This window comes from Metabacillus hrfriensis, assembly GCF_030127205.1.
Classification (GTDB): Bacteria; Bacillota; Bacilli; order Bacillales; family Bacillaceae; genus Bacillus_P; species Bacillus_P dongyingensis.
In genome coordinates this window covers 3,950,936-3,972,089 of record NZ_CP126116.1, presented here as the reverse complement: position 1 = coordinate 3,972,089, position 21,154 = coordinate 3,950,936, and the positions used below count along the sequence as shown (strand labels likewise).

Annotated in this window: 20 protein-coding genes; 14 read left to right on the top strand and 6 right to left on the bottom strand. The window is 40.4% G+C overall.

The genetic code is table 11. The annotated features are described in order from the left end of the window. Nucleotides 1–8 precede the first annotated feature (8 nt). Entirely contained in the window at nucleotides 9–1,286 is a 1,278-nt protein-coding gene (locus QLQ22_RS19715) for a BaiN/RdsA family NAD(P)/FAD-dependent oxidoreductase (protein ID WP_252207281.1), read from the bottom strand. Between the two features lie 183 nt (nucleotides 1,287–1,469). On the opposite strand from QLQ22_RS19715, the gene QLQ22_RS19710 reads away from it, so the two are divergent. Continuing rightward, nucleotides 1,470–3,092, top strand: coding sequence for a putative polysaccharide biosynthesis protein (locus QLQ22_RS19710; RefSeq protein ID WP_223437378.1), 1,623 nt, complete (start codon nucleotides 1,470–1,472; stop codon nucleotides 3,090–3,092). Between the two features lie 37 nt (nucleotides 3,093–3,129). Further along, a complete protein-coding gene (locus QLQ22_RS19705; RefSeq protein WP_284015386.1) occupies nucleotides 3,130–3,855 on the top strand; it encodes a pseudouridine synthase in 726 nt (241 codons plus the stop codon). 108 nt (nucleotides 3,856–3,963) lie between these two features. Here QLQ22_RS19705 and QLQ22_RS19700 read toward each other — a convergent pair whose 3' ends face one another. Together QLQ22_RS19700 and QLQ22_RS19695 are read right to left on the bottom strand one after the other, a co-directional pair. Beyond that, on the bottom strand, nucleotides 3,964–4,188 hold the full coding sequence (locus QLQ22_RS19700; RefSeq protein ID WP_029278908.1) for a DeoR family transcriptional regulator: 225 nt from the start codon (nucleotides 4,186–4,188) through the stop codon (nucleotides 3,964–3,966). Nucleotides 4,189–4,661: 473 nt separating this feature from the next. After that, a complete protein-coding gene (locus tag QLQ22_RS19695; RefSeq protein ID WP_284015385.1) occupies nucleotides 4,662–5,963 on the bottom strand; it encodes an NCS2 family permease in 1,302 nt (433 codons plus the stop codon). Nucleotides 5,964–6,150: 187 nt separating this feature from the next. On the opposite strand from QLQ22_RS19695, the gene pepV reads away from it, so the two are divergent. Both pepV and QLQ22_RS19685 read left to right on the top strand, forming a co-directional pair. Continuing rightward, nucleotides 6,151–7,545: a dipeptidase PepV gene (gene pepV / locus QLQ22_RS19690; RefSeq protein ID WP_252207279.1), complete on the top strand. Its 1,395-nt coding sequence runs from the start codon at nucleotides 6,151–6,153 to the stop codon at nucleotides 7,543–7,545. Nucleotides 7,546–7,753: 208 nt separating this feature from the next. After that, the gene (locus QLQ22_RS19685; RefSeq protein WP_284015384.1) at nucleotides 7,754–8,932 is read left to right on the top strand and encodes an MFS transporter; all 1,179 of its coding nucleotides are present in this window, start codon (nucleotides 7,754–7,756) and stop codon (nucleotides 8,930–8,932) included. 111 nt (nucleotides 8,933–9,043) lie between these two features. Here the strand turns inward: QLQ22_RS19685 and cysK are convergent, their stop codons facing one another. Next, entirely contained in the window at nucleotides 9,044–9,976 is a 933-nt protein-coding gene (cysK, locus tag QLQ22_RS19680) for a cysteine synthase A (RefSeq protein ID WP_223437369.1), read from the bottom strand. 243 nt (nucleotides 9,977–10,219) lie between these two features. Here cysK and thpR point away from each other — a divergent pair, with 243 nt between their 5' ends. The 7 genes from thpR (at nucleotide 10,220) to QLQ22_RS19645 (ending at nucleotide 17,128) form a co-directional block, all read left to right on the top strand. Continuing rightward, nucleotides 10,220–10,774, top strand: coding sequence for an RNA 2',3'-cyclic phosphodiesterase (thpR, locus tag QLQ22_RS19675; RefSeq protein WP_223437368.1), 555 nt, complete (start codon nucleotides 10,220–10,222; stop codon nucleotides 10,772–10,774). Nucleotides 10,775–10,826: 52 nt separating this feature from the next. Beyond that, the gene (locus QLQ22_RS19670; protein WP_223437365.1) at nucleotides 10,827–11,207 is read left to right on the top strand and encodes a CidA/LrgA family protein; all 381 of its coding nucleotides are present in this window, start codon (nucleotides 10,827–10,829) and stop codon (nucleotides 11,205–11,207) included. Continuing rightward, the gene (locus tag QLQ22_RS19665) at nucleotides 11,207–11,896 is read left to right on the top strand and encodes an LrgB family protein (protein WP_223437363.1); all 690 of its coding nucleotides are present in this window, start codon (nucleotides 11,207–11,209) and stop codon (nucleotides 11,894–11,896) included. Before QLQ22_RS19670 ends, QLQ22_RS19665 begins: the two co-directional genes overlap by 1 nt. Before the next feature lie 14 nt (nucleotides 11,897–11,910). Continuing rightward, nucleotides 11,911–12,852, top strand: coding sequence for a nuclease-related domain-containing protein (locus tag QLQ22_RS19660; protein ID WP_284015383.1), 942 nt, complete (start codon nucleotides 11,911–11,913; stop codon nucleotides 12,850–12,852). 126 nt (nucleotides 12,853–12,978) lie between these two features. Then, nucleotides 12,979–13,896 carry a diacylglycerol/lipid kinase family protein gene (locus tag QLQ22_RS19655; RefSeq protein WP_284015382.1) on the top strand — a complete coding sequence of 306 codons (918 nt, stop codon included), beginning with the start codon at nucleotides 12,979–12,981 and terminating at the stop codon, nucleotides 13,894–13,896. A gap of 71 nt (nucleotides 13,897–13,967) precedes the next feature. After that, a complete protein-coding gene (pulA, locus tag QLQ22_RS19650) occupies nucleotides 13,968–16,106 on the top strand; it encodes a type I pullulanase (protein ID WP_284015381.1) in 2,139 nt (712 codons plus the stop codon). 215 nt (nucleotides 16,107–16,321) lie between these two features. Then, complete coding sequence (locus tag QLQ22_RS19645; protein ID WP_223437354.1) at nucleotides 16,322–17,128, top strand: phosphotransferase family protein; 807 nt, start codon at nucleotides 16,322–16,324, stop codon at nucleotides 17,126–17,128. On the opposite strand, the gene QLQ22_RS19640 is transcribed toward QLQ22_RS19645, so the two are convergent. Next, nucleotides 17,125–17,403, bottom strand: coding sequence for a YtzH-like family protein (locus tag QLQ22_RS19640; protein WP_284015380.1), 279 nt, complete (start codon nucleotides 17,401–17,403; stop codon nucleotides 17,125–17,127). The genes QLQ22_RS19645 and QLQ22_RS19640 overlap by 4 nt on opposite strands. 312 nt (nucleotides 17,404–17,715) lie before the next feature. On the opposite strand from QLQ22_RS19640, the gene trmB reads away from it, so the two are divergent. Then, on the top strand, nucleotides 17,716–18,360 hold the full coding sequence (gene trmB, locus QLQ22_RS19635) for a tRNA (guanosine(46)-N7)-methyltransferase TrmB (RefSeq protein ID WP_223437350.1): 645 nt from the start codon (nucleotides 17,716–17,718) through the stop codon (nucleotides 18,358–18,360). 53 nt (nucleotides 18,361–18,413) lie between these two features. Next, complete coding sequence (locus tag QLQ22_RS19630; RefSeq protein WP_284015379.1) at nucleotides 18,414–19,262, top strand: YtnP family quorum-quenching lactonase; 849 nt, start codon at nucleotides 18,414–18,416, stop codon at nucleotides 19,260–19,262. A gap of 67 nt (nucleotides 19,263–19,329) precedes the next feature. Here the strand turns inward: QLQ22_RS19630 and QLQ22_RS19625 are convergent, their stop codons facing one another. Then, the gene (locus tag QLQ22_RS19625; RefSeq protein WP_252207274.1) at nucleotides 19,330–19,641 is read right to left on the bottom strand and encodes a PepSY domain-containing protein; all 312 of its coding nucleotides are present in this window, start codon (nucleotides 19,639–19,641) and stop codon (nucleotides 19,330–19,332) included. A 360-nt stretch (nucleotides 19,642–20,001) separates the two neighbouring features. Here QLQ22_RS19625 and QLQ22_RS19620 point away from each other — a divergent pair, with 360 nt between their 5' ends. Beyond that, nucleotides 20,002–21,075, top strand: coding sequence for a M42 family metallopeptidase (locus QLQ22_RS19620; RefSeq protein WP_223437345.1), 1,074 nt, complete (start codon nucleotides 20,002–20,004; stop codon nucleotides 21,073–21,075). Nucleotides 21,076–21,154 lie beyond the last annotated feature (79 nt).

Here is a 21,154-nt window from a genome sequence, read left to right as displayed (position 1 = left end):
GGAAGCAGCTACAGTTTAGCCGCTTCCTTTACATATTCTGCGGCATTTTTGCCTGCGAGTCTGCCTGTAACAAGCGCAGACGTTATGTTGTACCCTCCGGTATATCCATGAATATCAAGAATCTCTCCGCAAAAATATAGACCGTTCATCAATTTGGAAGCCATTTGTTTAGGGTGTATTTCTTTTACAGATACACCTCCGCCTGTTACAAATGCTTTGTCGATGGACAGTGTTCCATGCACGTTGAACTGAAACTGCTTGCAGTCTCCGACAAATCCGCGCAATTTCTCCATAGATAAGTTCGCAAACGTCACCTGCTGGTCAATTCCGTTCCGCTCTAATAAAAAGTGAAGATATCGTTCAGACAGAAATCCTTTTAAAACATTTTTAACGGCCTTTTTAGGTTCTGCTTTTAACAGCTTAACCGTTTGCTGGAATAACTCCTCTGCATTTTGATCAGGAAATGAATCGATGCTCATTGGAATGGAAGTTGTTTTGAACTTTTTCATTGCTTTTACAACATACTGACTGCAGCGCAGGACAGCTGGGCCTGATATGCCGAAGTGGGTGAAGATCATGTCCATTTGGTGAGTTTTTATAACTTTTCCTTTCGGATTCAGGACACTTAAAGCAACATTCCTGAGCGACAGACCCTGCAATGATTTTTCCTGAATGAATGGCTCATTTGAAGTGATCGGAACTTCTGTAGGAAAGAGCTCTGTAATGGTATGGCCTGCTTTTTCAGCCCAAGCATAGCCGTCACCCGTGCTCCCTGTGTGGGGAACGCTTTTACCGCCGACTGCAATAACCACTGCATTTGTGCTGATGTATTCTCCGTTCTTTAATAGAACTCCCGCGGCTTTGCCTTCTATATAATCTACGGTTTCAACAGGTTCATTTGTCCTTATTGTCACATGAAGTTTTTTCAGCTGATTCAGTAAAGCATCTACAACAGATTGAGCCTTATCTGATACAGGAAACATCCTTCCGTGATCTTCTTCTTTCAGCGGTATGCCAAGCTTTTCAAAAAAACGAATGATATCTTCGTTGCTGAATTCTGAAAAAGCGCTATATAAAAAACGTCCATTTCCCGGGATATGCTTTACAATTTCATCGATCGGAAGGCGGTTCGTTACATTGCAGCGGCCGCCGCCGGAAATCGCGAGTTTTCTGCCGAGTTTATTTCCTTTATCAAGCAGGAGTACATTAGCACCCTGTTCTCCGGCAGCAATTGCCGCCATCAAACCAGAAGGGCCGCCTCCGATAATGACTACATCATAATTCATTTGCTCACAACCTTTTTCTTTCTAAAAACCTTATTTCCTATCTTATTATAGCTGAATCCTAAAGAAATCAAAATACGGCCGTTTTATTATCGGACGAGCTGTATACAAACATTATTGTTATGGAGGTTTATTGTGTTAAAATAGAAAAGTTGAATCTTCAGAGAGAAATTGGTGATTTCATAAATGTCGAATAAATTATTAAGAGGGACGTTAGTATTAACGCTCGGCACATATATTTCTAGAATATTAGGGATGATTTATGTCATTCCATTCTTTGCCCTGATCGGTGAAGACGGGGGAGCACTATATCAGTATGGATATGCTCAATATGCCGTTTTTCTGGGGATTGCCACATTGGGGTTTCCTCAAGCGGTTTCAAAGTTTGTATCAAAATATAATTCCATCGGTGATTATGCAACGAGCAGGAAGATGTTCAGAGTCGGTATATCCGTCATGTTTGGAACTGGTGTTATAGCGTTTGCCATTCTTTATTTCCTGGCGCCGTTTTTTGCTGAAAGTGCATTGGGACAAAAAGAACTTGGAAATACTACGGTTGATGACGCGGTTTTAGTTATTCGGATGGTCAGTCTTGCTTTGATTGTTGTTCCAATCATGAGTTTAATACGCGGTTTTTTCCAGGGCCATCAGTCAATGGGTCCTACTGCCGTTTCTCAGGTGATTGAACAAATAGTCAGAATTGCTTTTTTGCTGATAGCTGCTTATCTCGTACTGAGGGTTTTTAATGGAAGTCTTGTAACGGCAGTAGGGTATGCAACGTTTGCTGCCTTTGTCGGGGCAATAGGAGGATTGCTTGTCCTATTCATTTACTGGCAAAGACGAAAGCATACGCTTGAAGCTATGAGAGAGAATCTGGTGCCTGTCAGTGATATTACAACAGGCGGAATGTTCAAAGAGCTTTTCTCGTATGCAGGTCCATTCGTATTCGTGGGATTAGCGATTCCATTATACAATTATGTAGACACAAATACTTTTAATAGAGCCATGACATCTGCCGGTTTTGCAGATATTTCGGCGAATATCTTCTCAATTGTCACGTTATATCTGCCAAAGCTTGTCATGATTCCAGTATCACTGGCAACAGCATTTGGTTTAACACTTGTACCTACTATTACCAGATCTTTCGTAGATAAAAACATGCCGTTGTTAAACCGGCAGATCGATCAGGCATTTCAGATTATCATTTTCTTAGTATTGCCGGCTGTTGTAGGACTGGCTGTGCTTGCAGAACCTGCATATATGCTCTTTTACAACGATAACCCTGCAGGTGCAGAGCTGTTAAGATGGTTTGCTCCAGTTGCGATTCTGTTTTCATTCTTCACGGTAACTGCAGCTGTTTTACAAGGGATCAACAAACAAAAGCTTGCTGTTATCTCACTGGCCTTTGGATTAATCATTAAAATGGCTGTTAACGCGCCTTTGATTGTGATGTTTCAGGGACTTGGCTCGATTATGGCCACTGCCATTGGCTTTGGAGCTTCAATCATTTACAGCTTTGCCATGATTCACCGTCATGCCAAGTATTCCTTCAGGCTTCTTTTTAAAAGAACCGTTTTTATCGGAATACTGACAGCCTTTATGGCCATGATCGTTTCTGTGTCGCAGTCCGTGTTGTCTATTTTTATAGATTATTCAGATGGGAAGATCCCGTCAACGATTATCTTAATTATATCGATAGGTCTTGGAGCAGGTGCTTATTTATACATTGCCTACCGGTCTCATTTGCTTGAAAAGCTGTTCGGAAATCGTTTTTCATTTTTAAATCGAAAAAGGAAGGCTGCTGAATAAGAGCCTTCCTTTTTAATAGGTCAGGAGCAGATTGTTTATGAGAATAGATAAATTATTATCAAACATTGGCTATGGGAGCCGAAAAGAAGTAAAACAGCTTTTAAAGACAGGTGCTGTAAAAGCGGATGGAGTCAGCATTAAAGATGCCAAGACACATGTTGATCCCTCTGAACAAGTGATAACCGTGCATGGGGAGACGGTCGATTATAGGGAGCATATTTATTTAATGCTTAATAAACCAGGGGGCTATCTATCAGCAACAGAGGACTCTGTGCAGGAAACCGTTATTGACCTGCTGGAAATGGAAGACGCCGTTTACAAGCCGTTTCCTGTTGGGCGTCTTGATAAAGATACAGAGGGACTTCTGCTGCTTACAAATGATGGCCAGCTGTCACATCAGCTGCTGTCTCCTAAAAAGCATGTACCGAAAACGTATTGTGCAACAATCCTTGGAAAAGTAACTGAGGAGGACGCTGCGGCTTTTAAACAAGGTGTAGAGCTTGATGATGGATATGTTACAAAGCCTGCATCTCTTGTGATTCTTTCTGCAGACGAGCAGTCGGAAATTCACATTACCATCACAGAAGGCAAGTTTCATCAGGTGAAACGAATGTTTGAGGCTGTCGGGAAAAAAGTAACCTACTTAAAAAGAATCAGCATGGGCCCGCTATTGCTTGATGAAAGTCTGGAGTTAGGCGAGTACCGCGAGCTTACAGAAGAAGAAGTGGAAGCATTGCAGAATGCTAAAGCGGTTGAATTATAAAAATAGATTCCGAAAACGTTATATCAGCAGAAAAAAACCAGCCATCTTATTTTGGCTGGTTTTCTTATGTATACAAAACGTTTTGATTTTCCATTGTTCAGTCTCTTTTTAAGAAGACATTTTTCTAACCTTCTTTTGTGTAATTGTCCATTTGCCTCTGCTTGGGCTCCGAACCAGGTCATTATACGCTAACACATTTAAATCTCTTTGAATGGTTCGTGGTGTAATACCAAATTCGTCGACAAGCTGCTGAGTTGTCACAGTACCTCTTTCATGGATAAACATGTAGACAGATTTGATACGAGTTAGCATACGGTTTGTTGAAGGTTTCAAAAAACCACTCCTTATCATTTGATCGTACGGCATAGCCTACTACAACCTACGATGTCCCCTACTGCAGATGTTACTGTTCTTATTTATCTTATGAACGCTACAACAATATTTTACACGATTTCGACAGCTTCATACTAGTAAAATGCTCGAATTAACAAAATTTTTACATAGTTTTAATCTAATTGCAAAAAGTTAAAACTTATATATCATATTTTACTATATGTAGTTAATTCTGAATAGTATGACATTTTTGTGTTTTTATATGAAAAAGCATCCATCTTTAGTATGGATGCTTTTAAGTATTTTATAAATAATTTTCAATATGCCGAAGGTTTTCAAAAACTCGGCTGTATCAATTCATTTAATTGTGCTCGGAAAAAATCTAATTTTTTATTCAGTTAAAACCCTAATAAAAAACCCCCAAAAGTCCACGACTTTTGGGGGAGCCTCTTTCACTTCCTGCGAAAAAGCGATTAATGCCCACCCAGGAAAACCAGCTGTATAAAGAATAAAACAGCGAAAATGTAAACAAACAGATGAACTTCTTTCCATTTCCCTTTTGCAATTTTCATAAGAGGATATGAAATGAATCCAAGTGCAATGCCCGTTGCAATGCTTGATGTAAGCGGCATGCTGATAATGACAAGAAACGCAGGGAATGCTTCATCAATTTCATTCCAGTTAATTTTTGCAATGTTGCCCATCATTAAGCTTCCGACAATAATTAATGCAGGAGCCGTGATGGCAGCAATTCCAGAGACAGCTCCGACAAGCGGGCTGAAGAAAGCAGTTAAACCAAATAGTACGGCTACAGTTAAAGTTGTAAGTCCAGTACGTCCTCCTGCAGCAACCCCCGCAGAAGATTCAATGTAAGCAGTTGTAGGGCTTGTTCCGAACATAGCCCCGACTGTTGTTGCAGCAGAATCAGCTAAAAGGGCTTTGCGGGCGTTAGGCAGTTCATTGCCTTTCATTAGACCTGCTTGCTGAGCTACCCCAATCATTGTTCCAGTTGTATCAAAGATAGTAACAAGCAGGAATGAGAATACAACGGCATAAAGGCCATGCTGAATTACTTGCCCGATTGCTTCAACAGGATTTAAGATAATAAATCCTTCCGGCAGGCCGGGCATGGAAACGAATCCTTCTTTAAAAGAAAGTTCCCCAGTAAAGAAAGCGATAATACCAGTAATGATCATTCCGAAAAAGAGGGCGCCATGTACATTTAAACTCATTAATACCAGCGTAACAGCAAGTCCAACAAGTGCGAGGATCACAGGGGGAGAAGTCAAATCTCCAAGCGTTACAAGGTTTTCTGGATGATCCGTAACAATTCCAGTTAAACGCAGGCCGATAAAGGCTATAAAAAGACCGATTCCTGCTGTAATGCCATATTTTAAATTAGACGGAATCGCTTCAATCAATTTTTTGCGGAACGGAGTTAAAGATAATATCAGAAAAAGAATACCGGCTACAAATACGGATGCAAATGCAATCTGATAGCTGACTTGATGACCGCCGACAACGGAATAAGCAAAATATGCATTCAATCCCATACCAGGAGCAATTGCAATCGGATAGTTCGCTGCAAGCGCCATCCACAATGTACCGACAATAGCGGCGATAATTGTTGCTGTAAACACCTGGTCAAAAGGAACACCAGCGTCAGCAAGGATAATAGGATTAACGACGACAATGTAAACCATAGTTAAAAACGTTGTAAGTCCAGCCAGCGTTTCTGTTCGCACAGTCGTTTGATTTTCTTTTAATTTAAACATGAGAGCCTCCAATTAACGAACATTTTTACAAAACATTTATAATAATATTCGTTTTTTAGGTAAAATGCAAGGGGTTTTCATTTTACACCCATTTTAGTTTCTCCTGTCCAAGCTTTCTTATGTCCGCATCCTTTGGTATCTTACTAGGTAAGGACTTATTGAAATAAATATGAAAAGGGGTTTAAAGATGGATTGGATGCAGGAAGTTTTAAGCAGGAAAGAAGATTTTATTAAAGACACTCAAGAATTTTTGCGCATTAAAAGCTTGCTTGATAAAAAAACAGTCAAGGCAGGCGCTCCATTTGGAATAGGAATTAATGAAGCTCTGACTCACATGCTCGAAAAGGGAGAAAAAGACGGATTTATTTCAAAAAATCTCGAGGGCTATGCCGGTCACCTGGAAATGGGACAAGGGGAAGATATCGTTGGAATTCTGTGCCACGTTGATGTTGTACCAGAGGGTGACGGCTGGAGCAGTGATCCTTTTGGGGCGGAAATAAGAGACGGAAAAATTTTTGCACGCGGAGCCATTGATGATAAGGGTCCTACAATGGCGGCCTATTATGCAATGAAAATCGTAAAAGACCTCGGACTGCCATTGAACAAAAGAGTCCGCATGATTCTTGGAACAGATGAAGAAAGTGACTGGGGATGTGTGGATCACTATTTTAAACATGAAGAAATGCCTGCACTCGGCTTTGCACCTGATGCAGATTTTCCGATTATCAATGCTGAAAAAGGAATCATCGATGCAAAGCTTACATATTTCTTTGATAAAGCACTAAGCAGCAAAAGCGAGACAAAACTGCTTTCTTTTCAATCTGGAAGGCGCTTCAACATGGTTCCGGATTATGCAGAAGCTCTTATTCGGTCTGATGATGCAGAGGGGCTTACAGAAAAATACAGCAAATATTTAAACCAATATGATATAACAGGCAGTGCTTCTGAAGAAAATGGAGTGCTTACACTTAAAGCTGAAGGTGTTTCGGCACATGGAAGTTTGCCGCAAACAGGAAAGAATGCAGGACTGCTCCTTTCCCTTTTCCTTGCAGATGAGGAATTGGATCATAACGGGAAACTATTTATCAGACAGATTGTTGCCTTTTTCAGCAATGACACGAGCGGTGAGAAACTTGGCATTCAATATGAAGATGAAGTGAGCGGCCCGCTTACTGTGAACCTTGGCATCATTTCTTATGATAGTGAAAAATCAGGAGAGCTTGGTGTGAATATCCGCTATCCTGTAACTGGTGATGTTGAGCGGATTTCAGAAGGATTGAAATCCATTACCGAATTTCAGTTAGCTTCTCTAAGTGATTCAAAGCCTCATTATGTTGAGGCAGAGCATGAATTAATTCAAATACTTAAAAAAGTGTATGAAGAACAAACAGGGGATCGTGCTGAATTGATTGCTATAGGGGGCGGTACCTATGCACGTTCACTGAAGGCTGGTGTGGCGTTTGGCCCAATGTTCCCGGGGAGACCTGATGTTGCTCATCAAAAAGATGAATATGTCATCATTGACGATTTGCTTAAAGCTACCGCTATTTATGCACAAGCCATTTATGAATTGGCAAAGTAATGTTAACGAATTCCGCCTGTTGTGGTAGGATGAGTAAAGAAGCTTTTTGGCCGCTCTCTGTTATCGGAGGGCGGTTTTTCTGGGAGTTTTGCCTTTTAGAAAGGCTGTGCCCCAAATATCAATTTCGTATTTAAAAAGGGTTATACGTTCTTTTCTGGTTTTAAATTTGAAAGTTAGAAAAGAACCTAAAAGAAAGAAGGCTGCTGTTTTGGAATATTCATTGCAAAGAGAGCATCGTACAACTAGAGTTCACTTTTATTCTTTTTATTTTTTTGTTTTTTTTGCTTTCGGTTCGCTATTTCCGCTGCTTCCTGTGTATCTTAAAGACAGTGTCGGGCTTTCAGGAAGTCAAATAGGAATGATTATGAGCATCAGTCCGGTTGTAATGATTTTGATTCAGCCTCTGTGGGGTATTTTAAGTGACATGACGCAAAAACCGACTGTTTTATTAACGATTGCGCTGTCGCTTGCAGGGATTTTTGGACTTGTTTTTTCAATGATTGATACATATATTTGGCTGATTGCCATTGCTTCGCTCCTTGCGATTGTACAGAGTGCGCTCATTCCATTATCAGACAGCATCTCAATGAATTACGTACAAAAAACAAAAACAGAGTACGGTTCAATCCGTCTGTGGGGTGCGGTTGGATTTGCGGTCGCTGTTATGGCTGTAGGGCAGCTTTCAGAGCTTTTTTCATTAAGAATGATTTTCTATGCATTTGCCTTTATTTTATTTATTGCTGTTTTTTTCGCCTATCAGCTTCCGAATGAAACGAAAACATTGCAAATCAGCATCAGGGAAGGAATAAAAGAGCTTGCTAATGTCCCAAGGTATTTCATGTTTTTATTTGTTGCTTTTCTGGTGATGGGACCAATCTTAGCAAACAATATTTACTTTGGAATTTTTGTGGCAGAGCTTGGCGGGGGACTGACAGGGATAGGCATAGCATTCCTTCTTGCAGCCGGCAGTGAAGCGCCTTTTATGAAATTCGCAAGCAGCTGGATCAGCAGGCTTGGGATGATGAATATTCTTATGATGGCTACTTTTATTTCAATCCTGAGATGGTTTCTGTACTTCTTGGAGCCTCCGCTTGAAGTTGTTTATGTTACGACCATTGCACAAGGATTGTCTGTAGGCCTGTTTATTCCGGCAGCCCTTCAATATGTGAGAGATCTCGCGCCAATTTCTGTAGGGGCGACAGCCATTTCCCTCTATTCATCAGTAGGGAATGGACTCGGAAACTGGTTCTGCACATTTTTCGGCGGTTTAATCTTAGAAGGTTTTTCTATCCTATATGTATATTTATTTTTTGGTATTCTTTCAACGGTCGCGTTAGCTGTATTAGCTATTATGAATATACGAATAAGAAAAGCTGCTCCGGAATAAGTGCCGGGCAGCTCTTTCTGTTGCATGGTAAATTATAAGTCAAACCCGGACGGTTCTGTCGAATTCTTTTCAGCCTGTCGGAGCGGGCATTGGCGCCCTGAGCTTTTGTTCTTATTCCTGGAGAAATAAATCACTTGATAAATAGCGCTCACCTGTGTCGCAGGCGATGCACACGACTACATCATCAGGAGTCAGACGTTTCGCTACTTCCAGTGCAGCAAAGCAGGCTGCACCAGATGATGGGCCGACTAATATGCCTTCTTCGGCAGCAAGACGGCGGGTAATGTCATAAGCTTGTTCGTCTTTAATTTTGAAAATTTCATTATAGACGTTCTGATTCAGAATTTCAGGTATGAATCCAGGACTTGTGCCTACAAGCTTATGCTTGCCTGGCTTACCGCCAGAAAGGACAGGAGATCCTGCAGGCTCAACAACGTGAACTGTTAAATCAGGATAATGGTCTTTCAGCCTTTCGCCAGTTCCTGTAATTGTTCCGCCTGTACCGGCAGTTGCCACAAATGCAGACAGTTTTTTGCCAAGCCCGTCCATTGCAGAAATGATTTCAATGGCGGTTGATTTGCGGTGTGCATCTGAGTTTGCTTCATTATCAAACTGCATAGGAACAAAGCTGTCCGGGATGTCTTTTGCCAGTTCATTCGCTTTATTGATGGCACCATTCATTTTCTCATCGCCAGGAGTCAGCACCACTTTAGCGCCATATGCTTTCAATAGATTGATTCGTTCCTGTGTCATCGTGTCAGGCATAACAAGTATGGCTTTATAGCCTCTTGCAGCAGCGTTCATTGCAAGTCCAATGCCAGTATTGCCTGAAGTCGGCTCAATTATGGTGGAATTCTTATTTAAAAGGCCCTGTTTTTCAGCCTCAAGGATCATATTTAATGCAGCTCTGTCCTTTACACTTCCGCTTGGATTGAAAAATTCAAGCTTCAAATAGACGTCCGCTCCGTTTTCCGGGTTCAGCCGATTTAATTTCACCAAGGGAGTATCGCCAATTAAATCTGCTATATTTTCAACTACACGCATTTATCACAGCTCCTTTATTTGATATGATAGCATATATTTTTTCGGCAGCCATCCAAAAGCGCTTGATTATATTCTTGCCTGTTGCTTTGATAAGATGAAAACGAAAGGGATTTTTCTCGGTTGTCGGATAAAACTATAAAAAGCTGAAAGATGTTTTAATTCAGCAGAAAATAATCAAATGTTGGCTGCAGGGTATTGTGAGTTATTGCCTAAACAGCCTTCAGTGCGAATAAGGAGACTGACATGACAGCTTTGAAACACTATTTTATAGGTATATCACTTCCAGAAGAAACGGCAAAATCGATTTATAATCAAGCATTTTCTTTAAGAGAAGAAAAACAATTTAAGTCTTGGGTGCATCCGCTTGATTATCATCTTACTCTGGCATTTTTAGGACATCCGGAATCAGAAAATCAATTAGAGCAGGTGAAACATGATCTTGAGAAGTCCCTTGTAAATAATCATGCCTTCCAGCTGCAGACAACTACATTCCAGACGTTCGGAAGACCGCAGTCACCAAGGATTTTCTGGCTGGGAACAGAGGATTCAAAAAAGCTTGCAGAGCTCAGGAGCCAGGTTTATCATATTTGCAAACATGCTGATTTCAAACTGGATGAGCGCCCGTTTACTCCGCATGTTACCATTGCAAAAAAATGGATATCAGAAGAAAATTTCTTAGATCAGCGGATAGCTTCACCTGAACAAAAGAGCTTTACCGTGGCTGGTGTGGATCTCTTTGAGACAAATCTTGATAAAATTCCTAAATACCATTCCATACACAACGTGATGCTGCGCTGAATAAGATTTGCCTGTCATCCTGTGTAACAACAAATGCAAAGCAGGGATAACTATGAAATGGATAAAAATATTAATTCAAATTGCTTGTTTATATCTTTTTTACCAGGCAGGAGTTTTTATACAGCAGTATTTGCAGCTTTCTATGCCCGGAAGCATTATCGGAATGTTTCTTCTGTTTTTCTGCCTTTCATTAAAAATCATCAGGCTGCCTCTTTTAAAAGAAGGAAGTTCTATGCTGTTAAGTCATTTATCACTGCTTTTTATACCGGCCACAGTCGGTTTAATCGATCATTTTGATCTGTTCAGCGGTAAAGGATTAGTAAGTGCGCTTGTCGCTCTTTTCAGCACGGCCCTTGTTATGATTTCTTCCGCTGCCATAGGTCAGCGGCTTACCATGAGAACGGAAGCTTCCGAAAAAAGAGGAGAAGTCTAATGTTTTCTGCTGTCCTATACATACTGTTAACGATTGTCTTGTATGCTGCAATGAGGCAGCTTTATAAAAAATATCCCCTGCCTATACTTGTGCCTATAGCGACATGCACTTTTATAATCATTCTTCTTTTATTGAGCACTGGAACGACTTATTCAGAATACTTGAAAGGCGGAATCTGGATTGATGAGCTGCTTGGACCTGCGGTTGTGGCTTTGGCTTATCCTTTATATGAAAGCCGCCGTATTCTGAAAAAATATGCCTTTACTATTCTAGCAAGTGTTTTTGCAGGAAGCATCATTGGCATTGGCAGCGGTACACTTCTTGCAGGGCTTTTTCATGTGGATGAGGAGCTGATTTTGTCTCTTGCCCCTAAATCAGTGACAAATCCAATTGCGATGGATATTGCAGACATGATGGGAGGTATACCGGCGCTTGCTGCAATCTATGTCGTCATTGCAGGTGTATCAGGCGCAATGTTTGGACCGTCATTGCTGCAGCTTTTTGGCATTCATCATTCCGTAGCAAAAGGAATTGGACTTGGTGCAGCATCGCATGGAACAGGTACAGCAAGAGCACTGGAGCTGGGTGAGCTTGAAGGAGCCATCAGTTCGATTTCGATGACTTTATGCGCCATTTTTACAGCGATAATCTGCCCGCTGCTCGCACCATTTATTTTAAGCATCCTATAAGGAGTTGAAAAAAATTGGCTCAACTAATCAAGATCCATTCTTGCATTTCAAGGTACGAGATGGATTTATACCGCTACCAAAGCCAATTTCTGCGTTTAAAGAAACAGCAATGGCAAATGATCATGTATGCTTATGAAAATAATGAGTTTCAGCAATTTGTAAGACCTCAAACAGAGACAATGGACGGGGCAGAAGGGAAAAAGGAAAAAGAAAATTTTCTCAGAAAGGTCCGTAATAGGTTGGGGAAAAAAGGAGAAATAATTTCATGCGATTTGAACATTCCAGCTGCTGATCAACAAGCAGAAACAATGGAATACATCTTTGACACCGTTCCGCAATCATTGGATGAATTAAAAGCAAAATTTATGAATCACATCTTTCAGTTCCAAATGAAATGGGCCACGTCTACCATTCGTGAAAAATCATTTGCAGATGCTTCTTTTTATGAAAATGAGAGATTGCTTGAACTTCTTCAAAAATTGCCTGATCAGCATCTCATTATGTATAATCCTGTTTTTAAAATAAAAAATACGTCCATTGTGCTTGATCCAATTTTAATCAGTCCTGGAGAAATCGTATGTATCCATTATCTCGAAGGGGGACAGCACGACGTTATTGAAGGTTCAAGTGAACGCTTCTGGACAGTGAATCCGGGAGATCATGAAAAAAAACAGCTTTCTCCTTTAATCAGTTTGAATCGAACAGGAACAATTGTTAAGCAATTACTGAAAGAGAGCAAGATCAATCTGGAAGTGAAAAAGGTACTGGTGTACAAAAGCGGATTCATCGAGTTTCCCGAGGCACCATTCGATTTAACACTTGCAGATAAAAGAAATTTCAATGGATGGTTCCAAACTTACAGAAATTCCACATCGCCAATTAAGCATGATCAGCTGAAAGCTGCTGAGATTCTTTTGTCCAAATGCTTGATTGACTCTTTTCGCAGAAACGATTAATGCGCCGGCAGGCGTATTTTTTTATAGATTCGTACATACAGTTTCACTAAAAAAAGCTATAATTTTACTAGACTGGGAATATCTACGCGGATATTCATGGAATCGCTGAAGATAATGGAGATTAGGATGAAGAACAGCATATACTTTATCATTAACCCCCTTGCCGGGAATGGCAGATCATTACGTGTTTGGAAAAAGGTAAAAGCTGAACTCGAGCTTAAATCTATAGACTATCGTTCTTTTTTAACGGACTATTCTGGTCATGCTGAAATTCTGGCCAGACAAATTGCGACGATTCAGGATTATCACTTGAAGACGGTCATTGGAATCGGCGGAGACGGCACGATTCATGAAATCGTAAATGGGCTGAGTGAGTTTAATCATGTGCAGATAGGGTTTATTCCAGCTGGATCCGGTAATGACTTTAAGAGAGGGTATGGCCATTCTAGAGAAGATTCATCCATTTTCCTCAGGTTAAAAAGGCAAGTAAAAAGCTTTGACCTTGGTCAATATCAAACAGGCCAGATGAACCGTTCCTTTGTAAACAGTATTGGTGCAGGGTTTGATGCCTATGTTGCGAAGCTTTCAAACGAAATGGAAGTGAAGAAACTGCTGAATAAATTACGTGCAGGTTCTTTAATATATATAACAGCCCTTCTGAAAGGACTTATGAATTATCAGCCAAGTACCGTCACTGTGACAGTTGATGACACGGTTCACGTATTTGAAAATGTCTGGCTTGCGGCAGTAAGCAACCACCCTTTTTACGGGGGAGGCATGAAAATTTCTCCAGCTGCAAAACCGGATGACGGTGTACTTGATCTCATCGTTGTACATGATTTATCAAGATTAAAGCTGCTTCTGCTCTTTGGACTGGTTTTTGCGGGAAAGCATACACGACTGAAAGAAGTTCATACGTTCACGGGAAAGGAAATAAAAATTGCTGGAGCAGCCCCGCTCATGATTCATGCGGATGGAGAATACATAGGCGAAACACCGGTCACAGTCACATTGAGACCTAAAAGCATAAAGTATTATACGTAAATCTAATATCAAGTTGTTTCTCAATGGGTATACTGTTGTGATGAAACAACTTTTGCAGGCAGGTGACTAAAATGTTATCGGTACAACGTGCATATCATGCATACCTCGATGAAATGGACTTAATTACAATCCTTATCCCAAAAGACATGCAGTCCTCTGACAATAAAACATTTTTTCTTCTGGATGGCGAAATCAGGCTGAAGCTGCAATGTGAGCGTCAGCAGGATATTGAAAACAGAGTGAAATACCAATGCAGACTGGATTCATCCATAAAACCATTTGGAAAATTGTATGAAGTATGTGATGAACTGGGTAATAAAACAGATCTGCAAATCGGTGCAGTAATTCGGACGGATGAATTTGATGACCACTTTTATTATGAAGGGGATGACCTTGGGGTCCGTTTCAGCAAAGACTCTGTAACAATGAAGTTATGGGCTCCGACTGCGACGGATGTACGGGTGAAATTACTGTTTCCAAGCGATCAGCGGGAGGAAACTCTTCCACTAAAGCGAGATGACAGCGGAATTTGGACAATCGAACTGAAGGGTAATTTTGACAGCGTTTTCTACACTTATCTCGTGTGTGTTAATTTAATTTGGAATGAAGCGGTTGATCCATATGCAAAAGCCGTATCCATGAATGGGGTTTATGGAGTCATCGCAGATTTTGGTCAAACAGTGGTAGAGAAACGAAAACCAGCTCCTCTTGCTCAATTAACGGATGCCATTATCTATGAAGCGCATATACGTGATTTTACCATCCATCCAAACAGCGGAATTAACCAAAAAGGCAAATATGCTTCATTCACTGAAACTGACACAAAAACAGGGAAGGGAATGACATCAGGTATATCCTATCTGAAAGAACTTGGCATTACCCATTTGGAATTGCTCCCTTTTAATGATTTTGAAGGAGTCAATGAGCAGAATGTTCTTGAGCATTACAATTGGGGATACAACCCGCTTCATTTTAATGCTCCAGAAGGCAGCTACTCATCTGATCCGGAAAATCCATATACAAGAATAAAGGAATTAAAAACAGCCATCCAGGCTATTCATGCAAACGGGATAAGAGTCATTATGGATGTGGTTTACAATCATGTTTACATCAGAGAAAATTCCTCTTTTGAAAAGATTGTTCCGGGATATTTCTTTCGTCATGACCAGAATGGGCTTCCTTCAAATGGTACTGGAGTAGGCAATGATTTTGCTTCAGAAATGAAAATGGCCAGCAAGTTTATTGTAGATTCAATTACTTTTTGGCTGAAAGAATATGATGTTGACGGTTTTCGCTTTGATTTAATGGGGATATTGGATATTCACACAATGAATAAGGTGAACGATATTTGTAAGCGGTTAAAACCTGATATTTTTATTTTAGGAGAAGGCTGGGATTTGCTTACCCCGCTTCCATATGAAGAAAAAGCCATTATTGCAAATGCGGGTAAAATGCCTGGCATCGCCTTTTTTAACGATCAGTTCAGAGACAATATTAAAGGAAGCACGTTTGAAGTGCTGGACAAAGGATTTATTCTTGGCAACTCTGGAAATCCGGAAATGCTTGCAAAAATCATGAGCGGTTCGATTGCACATTTCACAAATCCTGCACAATCCATCAATTATGTAGAATCGCATGATAATTATACGCTATGGGATAAGATGAATTTGTGTCTCCCAAATGAGCCAGTTGAAAATAAACAGCTCAGGCAGAAGCTTGCTGCTGGTATGGTCATTCTTGCACAGGGAATTCCATTTCTTCATAGCGGGCAGGAGTTTTACCGAACAAAACAAGGCGTGGAAAACAGCTATAACTCACCTGATGAGATCAATCAGCTAAACTGGAATGAAAGAGAGCAGTACGCACATGATGTCAGGTATATTCAGCATCTTATTTCTCTAAGGAAGTCCCATGGAGCATTCAGGCTCAGTTCATCACAAGAAATAAGCAGACATTTTCAGATTTTCAGGAATGAGGATGGCATTTTCGCGTATTGTTTAAACGATGTAGGTGCATATGGGCCATGGAGCAAGATTGCAGTCATTCATTGCAGTCATCGAAATGGCAAGGTTATATCTCTGCCCTATAACGGTGAATGGGAGCTTGCCTCAAGTCCATTTATTTTCCAGAGAGAAGCAAACTCAGTCCAGCTTGTAAGCGAATCAATTGAGGTGAAAGAAATAGGGACTTTTGTCTTATTCCAAAAGTAGGTTTTCGGTTTTTCTTGACTAAAATTGCTTGGAAACGATAAAATTTAAAAGGATAGCTATCTGTAACAGATTCTTCATCTTTGAATAGCTGTCTTTTTTAATTGACTTAATGAATGATATATAAGGTGAAGGAAACAGGCTGTACACTTTATTCGATCATGTTCGCGTGTGCCCTGATGCTTTCCCTATTCCAAACTTATAAATGAAATGTTGGGTTGAAATTGAAGGTGAACTGGTTGGAACAACTACTAGGAAGCGAGTGGGAGCTATCTCCTGCTGGCGGAGCAACAGGCGATGCATATTTTGCACAGCGAGAAGGGCAAAAATTGTTCTTAAAACGAAATAGTTCTCCATTCTTGGCCGTTCTGTCTGCTGAAGGAATTGTTCCTAAGCTGGTATGGACAAAAAGGCTGGAAAATGGCGATGTGATTACAGCACAGCACTGGCTAAGCGGACGTGAACTGAAGCCTAGTGATATGAATGGCGAAAATGTAGCGGAACTGCTGCATAAAATCCATCATTCCAAGGAACTGCTGGATATGTTGAAACGTCTGGGAAAACAACCGCTTACTCCTTCAATTATATTAGAGGATTTAAAGCAAACGGTTGAGTTTGAAAACTTTTATCTCCCAGAAGTCATGCAGGCTATTCATTATCTTGAATCCAATCTTCCATATGTGGATTGTGATGATAAAGTGGTCTGTCATTGTGATGTGAACCATAATAATTGGCTGTTATCCAATGATGAACAGCTATATCTGATTGACTGGGACGGAGCATTAATTGCAGATCCTGCAATTGATATTGGCATGCTTTTATACTGGTATATCGACGAAAAAGACTGGGAAAGCTGGCTTTCTACATATGGCCTGAACTTGACCGATCAGCTTCTTGGAAGAATGTACTGGTATGTGCTTGCGCAAACGATTACCTATACCCTTTGGTATCGAGCAAAACACAATGAAAAGGAAACAAATGAATGGCATAACTACCTGCGTCAAATGATTTCTAAGTTAAATTAAGAAAATGAATCAATATCATCAATCCATTTTGTAAGAACATTTTGCTGAGATGTTATATAGGAATTCAGTTCTGAAGAATTTTTTCCATCCTGACTGTAAGAATAAATATTTTGCAGTACGTTTTTTAAATCCTGATGAATGTTTGTATTCACCATCAGTGATTTGATGACCCGCTCCAGTTGTTCACATTCTGCAACTGTTCCGCAGCAGTCACTTTGATGTTCTGTCAATATATCCTTTAATAATTCAACTTGATGCTGATATTCTAGCGGCATGGCAAGCACTCCTTTACAGATTCTTGTCTTAACTTGTGCAGGAAGAAGCCATTTCATTCTGAATAAAAATGACCAGATCCAAGCGGGCCAGGTCATTTTTTGTTGCAGTTAAATCCACATTGATTAAACAAGGGTTAACTCGTATAAAACCTGGATTTACACTTATAAACCTTAGAATTATGCTGATAGAACTCAGGTTTGCGCTGATAAAACCTATTATAAAATACAGATTTTAACATGGAATTTCTCTTGCACACCCTCCCATTTCATGATATCTTTTATGGCGACATTAAATCGATAGAGGTGTGCATCATGCGATTGCGGAATAAGCCATGGGCCAATGATTTCATTGCCGGGCATTCAAATATTGTGATTCAGAATCCTAAAGAACATAAAGGTAAATGGAATGAACTTTTTGGGAATGATAACCCGATCCATATTGAGGTAGGGACAGGAAAAGGGCAATTTGTTGTTGGAATGTCATGCGCTCACCCAAACATTAATTATATTGGAATTGAATTGTCTGAAAGTGTCATTGTTGGTGCCCTTCAAAGAGCAGCCCAGGCAGAACAAACAAACATTCTGCTGCTTAATGAGAATGCCGAGGATCTTACTGACATTTTTGCCGATGGCGAAATCGAGAGAGTCTATTTGAATTTCTCTGATCCATGGCCGAAGACAAGACACGAAAAACGGAGATTAACCTTTAAGACCTTTCTTAAGAGATATGAAGATATCTTGGTTGATGAAGGTGAAATTCATTTTAAAACAGATAATCAGGGATTGTTCGAGTATTCACTTCAAAGCTTCTCAGCCTATGGACTGCTCTTAACATATGTAAGCTTAGATTTGCATAACAGTGAGTATGAAGGCAACATCATGACGGAATATGAAGAAAAATTTTCACAAAAAGGGCAAAGAATTTATCGCTCTGAAGTGAAATATATAAAAAAGTAACCCCTGTCCACGGACGCGGGTTTTTTTGTTATGATGGAACCGGAGGGGATAATATGGAAACTTTAAAAATAGGTCAAACAACATTAACATGGCTTGATGGCGGGGTTACTTATCTTGATGGGGGTGCAATGTTTGGAGTCGTTCCCAAACCGCTCTGGTCAAAAAAATATCCTGTTAATGAACTCAATCAGATTGAGCTTCGCACAGATCCAATTCTAGTTCAAAAAGAGGGCATCAATTTGCTGATTGACAGCGGCATTGGCTCAGGAAGACTTACTGATAAGCAAAAGCGAAATTTTGGTGTGACAGCTGAATCAAATGTAATCGCTTCATTAAATGAATTGGGTCTGAAAGCTGAAGATATTGATTATGTCCTGATGACTCATTTGCATTTTGATCATGTTTCCGGGCTTACAAAGCTTGAAAATGATGAACTTGTATCTGTATTTCCACATGCAAAAATCATCACTTCTACTATTGAATGGAATGAAATGAGAGAACCAAATATTCGTTCAGCTAATACATACTGGAAAGATAATTGGCTGGCAATCGAAAAACAAGTCGTTCCTTTTGAAGGGAAAACGGAACCAGTGCCAGGCATTGAAATGATTCACACTGGCGGACATAGTGACGGTCACAGCATTGTTAAAATACAAGACAATGGAGATATGATTCTTCATATGGCAGACCTCATGCCGACGCATGCCCACAGCAATCCATTATGGGTGCTGGCATATGATGATTATCCAATGAATTCAATACAGCAGAAGCAAAAATGGCTCGAGTTTGCAAGCGAAAAACAGACTTGGCTGTCTTTTTATCATGATGCCTATTACAGGGCCATCAAATTCAATGAAAAAAAAGAAATTATCGATAAAGTGGAAAGAAATCGACCAGAATAAAAAAATGGCATGGAGAGCAGTGTCTCCATGCCATTATGCATGTTCAGCCAGGTTTTTATGTGATGGATTATGCAATTTGTTCTACGTGAAGGATATTTCCGCTTTTTGCATCCACAAAAGCTTCATATTGTTCGAGCTCCGAGTCAGCCGTTCTGGTAATTCCAGCTTTGTAAATACTGTATGTCTCTCCAGAATCGGTATAGGACTCGCGGACTGTATAGATCCATGATCCATTGATCGGACCTTTTTCTTTAAATGCATTTTTCACAACAGTTAGAGCTTTTTCAGAAGTAATATATGCCGGCTTTAATTGATCCCTAAATATGTATGCAGCAGCCAGGCCAATACCAATACCAATGAATGCTTTTCTGCAATTCATCACGATCTCCTCCATCCTTAACACATTGATTTAAGTATACAGAAGATTCCTTTTCTTGTTAAGGGTGGTTATGCCTTTTTAAGAAGCAGAATATTTTTTGAAAGTCTGCTATCTATTTCGGACCTTTTCTTGCTGGGATATCAGAATGGTTTGGTTAATAAAATGGAAAACAGGTGGATAAGATCCAAATTACGCTGATAAAATTCCAATGCAGGTGTTTTGGCTGATAAATCCCGGAAGTTGGCTGATTTGTCCTTATCTGCCTGTCGGGTCTGAACATCGGGTTTGCTTTTCTTTAGTAGCACGAAACGATAACTTTCTGTAAAATAAAAGAATACATACGTAAAGGGGATATGATGGATGAACCAAGAGACGTTAGAGCTTTTTAAGACATTGACGGAACTTCCGGGTGCACCGGGGAACGAGCATGCTGTGCGTAAATTCATGCGTTCCGAGCTCAGCAAGTACTCAGATGACATTGTTCAAGATCGGTTAGGCAGTATTTTTGGGGTGAAGCACGGTCATTCAGAAGGTCCCAAGATTATGGTTGCAGGGCACATGGATGAAGTAGGGTTTATGGTAACGGGTGTAACGAAAAACGGAATGATAAGGTTCCAGACGCTTGGAGGCTGGTGGAGCCAGGTGCTTCTTGCACAGCGCGTTGAGATCATAACAGATCAAGGCCCAATTCCCGGAGTAATCGGTTCGATTCCTCCTCATTTATTAAGTGAAGATCAGCGGAACAAACCGATGCAGATTAAAAATATGCTTGTTGACATTGGAGCGGATTCAGAAGAAGATGCAGCGGAGCTTGGCATTAAGCCAGGACAGCAAATTCTTCCAGTTTGTCCGTTTACTCCAATGGCCAATCCTAAAAAGATTATGGCTAAGGCATGGGATAACCGTTATGGATGCGGATTGTCGATTGAATTGTTAAAAGAACTGAAAAACGAAACCCTTCCAAATACTCTTTATTCTGGTGCAACCGTACAGGAAGAGGTAGGGCTTAGAGGAGCACAAACAGCTGCCAATATGATTCAGCCTGATTTGTTCTTTGCTCTTGATGCGAGTCCTGCCAATGATATGAGCGGAGCGAAGCATGAATTCGGCCAGCTGGGCAAAGGCGCCCTGCTCCGTATTTTAGACCGTACAATGGTGACACATAGAGGAATGCGGGAATTTGTTTTAGACACGGCAGAATCTAACAATATTCCTTACCAGTATTTCGTGTCACAAGGCGGAACAGATGCAGGCCGTGTTCATACTTCAAATGATGGCGTTCCTTCTGCAGTTATTGGAATTTGTTCGCGTTATATTCATACAGCAGCTTCTATTGTCCATATAGACGACTATGCTGCTGCAAAAGAATTAATTGTCTCTCTTGTAAAAGCTTGTGATCAAACGACATTGGATACAATAAAACAGAATTCATAAAGTAAAGAAGCGGAAATCACTGATGTGGTTTCCTTTTTTAAGAGATAAGAAAGTATAAAATTTTGTACATTGATGGGAA

Excerpts from the sequence above, each read along its gene's own strand:
- QLQ22_RS19630 (WP_284015379.1), top strand. The coding sequence starts at position 18,414 with ATGGAAACTTTAAAAATAGGTCAAACAACATTAACATGGCTTGATGGC.
- QLQ22_RS19715 (WP_252207281.1), bottom strand. The coding sequence starts at position 1,286 with ATGAATTATGATGTAGTCATTATCGGAGGCGGCCCTTCTGGTTTGATG.
- QLQ22_RS19620 (WP_223437345.1), top strand. The coding sequence starts at position 20,002 with ATGAACCAAGAGACGTTAGAGCTTTTTAAGACATTGACGGAACTTCCG.
- QLQ22_RS19640 (WP_284015380.1), bottom strand. The coding sequence starts at position 17,403 with ATGCCGCTAGAATATCAGCATCAAGTTGAATTATTAAAGGATATATTG.
- QLQ22_RS19710 (WP_223437378.1), top strand. The coding sequence starts at position 1,470 with ATGTCGAATAAATTATTAAGAGGGACGTTAGTATTAACGCTCGGCACA.
- QLQ22_RS19705 (WP_284015386.1), top strand. The coding sequence starts at position 3,130 with ATGAGAATAGATAAATTATTATCAAACATTGGCTATGGGAGCCGAAAA.
- QLQ22_RS19625 (WP_252207274.1), bottom strand. The coding sequence starts at position 19,641 with ATGAATTGCAGAAAAGCATTCATTGGTATTGGTATTGGCCTGGCTGCT.
- pulA (WP_284015381.1), top strand. The coding sequence starts at position 13,968 with ATGTTATCGGTACAACGTGCATATCATGCATACCTCGATGAAATGGAC.
- pepV (WP_252207279.1), top strand. The coding sequence starts at position 6,151 with ATGGATTGGATGCAGGAAGTTTTAAGCAGGAAAGAAGATTTTATTAAA.
- trmB (WP_223437350.1), top strand. The coding sequence starts at position 17,716 with ATGCGATTGCGGAATAAGCCATGGGCCAATGATTTCATTGCCGGGCAT.
- cysK (WP_223437369.1), bottom strand. The coding sequence starts at position 9,976 with ATGCGTGTAGTTGAAAATATAGCAGATTTAATTGGCGATACTCCCTTG.
- QLQ22_RS19670 (WP_223437365.1), top strand. The coding sequence starts at position 10,827 with ATGAAATGGATAAAAATATTAATTCAAATTGCTTGTTTATATCTTTTT.
- QLQ22_RS19655 (WP_284015382.1), top strand. The coding sequence starts at position 12,979 with ATGAAGAACAGCATATACTTTATCATTAACCCCCTTGCCGGGAATGGC.
- thpR (WP_223437368.1), top strand. The coding sequence starts at position 10,220 with ATGACAGCTTTGAAACACTATTTTATAGGTATATCACTTCCAGAAGAA.
- QLQ22_RS19695 (WP_284015385.1), bottom strand. The coding sequence starts at position 5,963 with ATGTTTAAATTAAAAGAAAATCAAACGACTGTGCGAACAGAAACGCTG.
- QLQ22_RS19665 (WP_223437363.1), top strand. The coding sequence starts at position 11,207 with ATGTTTTCTGCTGTCCTATACATACTGTTAACGATTGTCTTGTATGCT.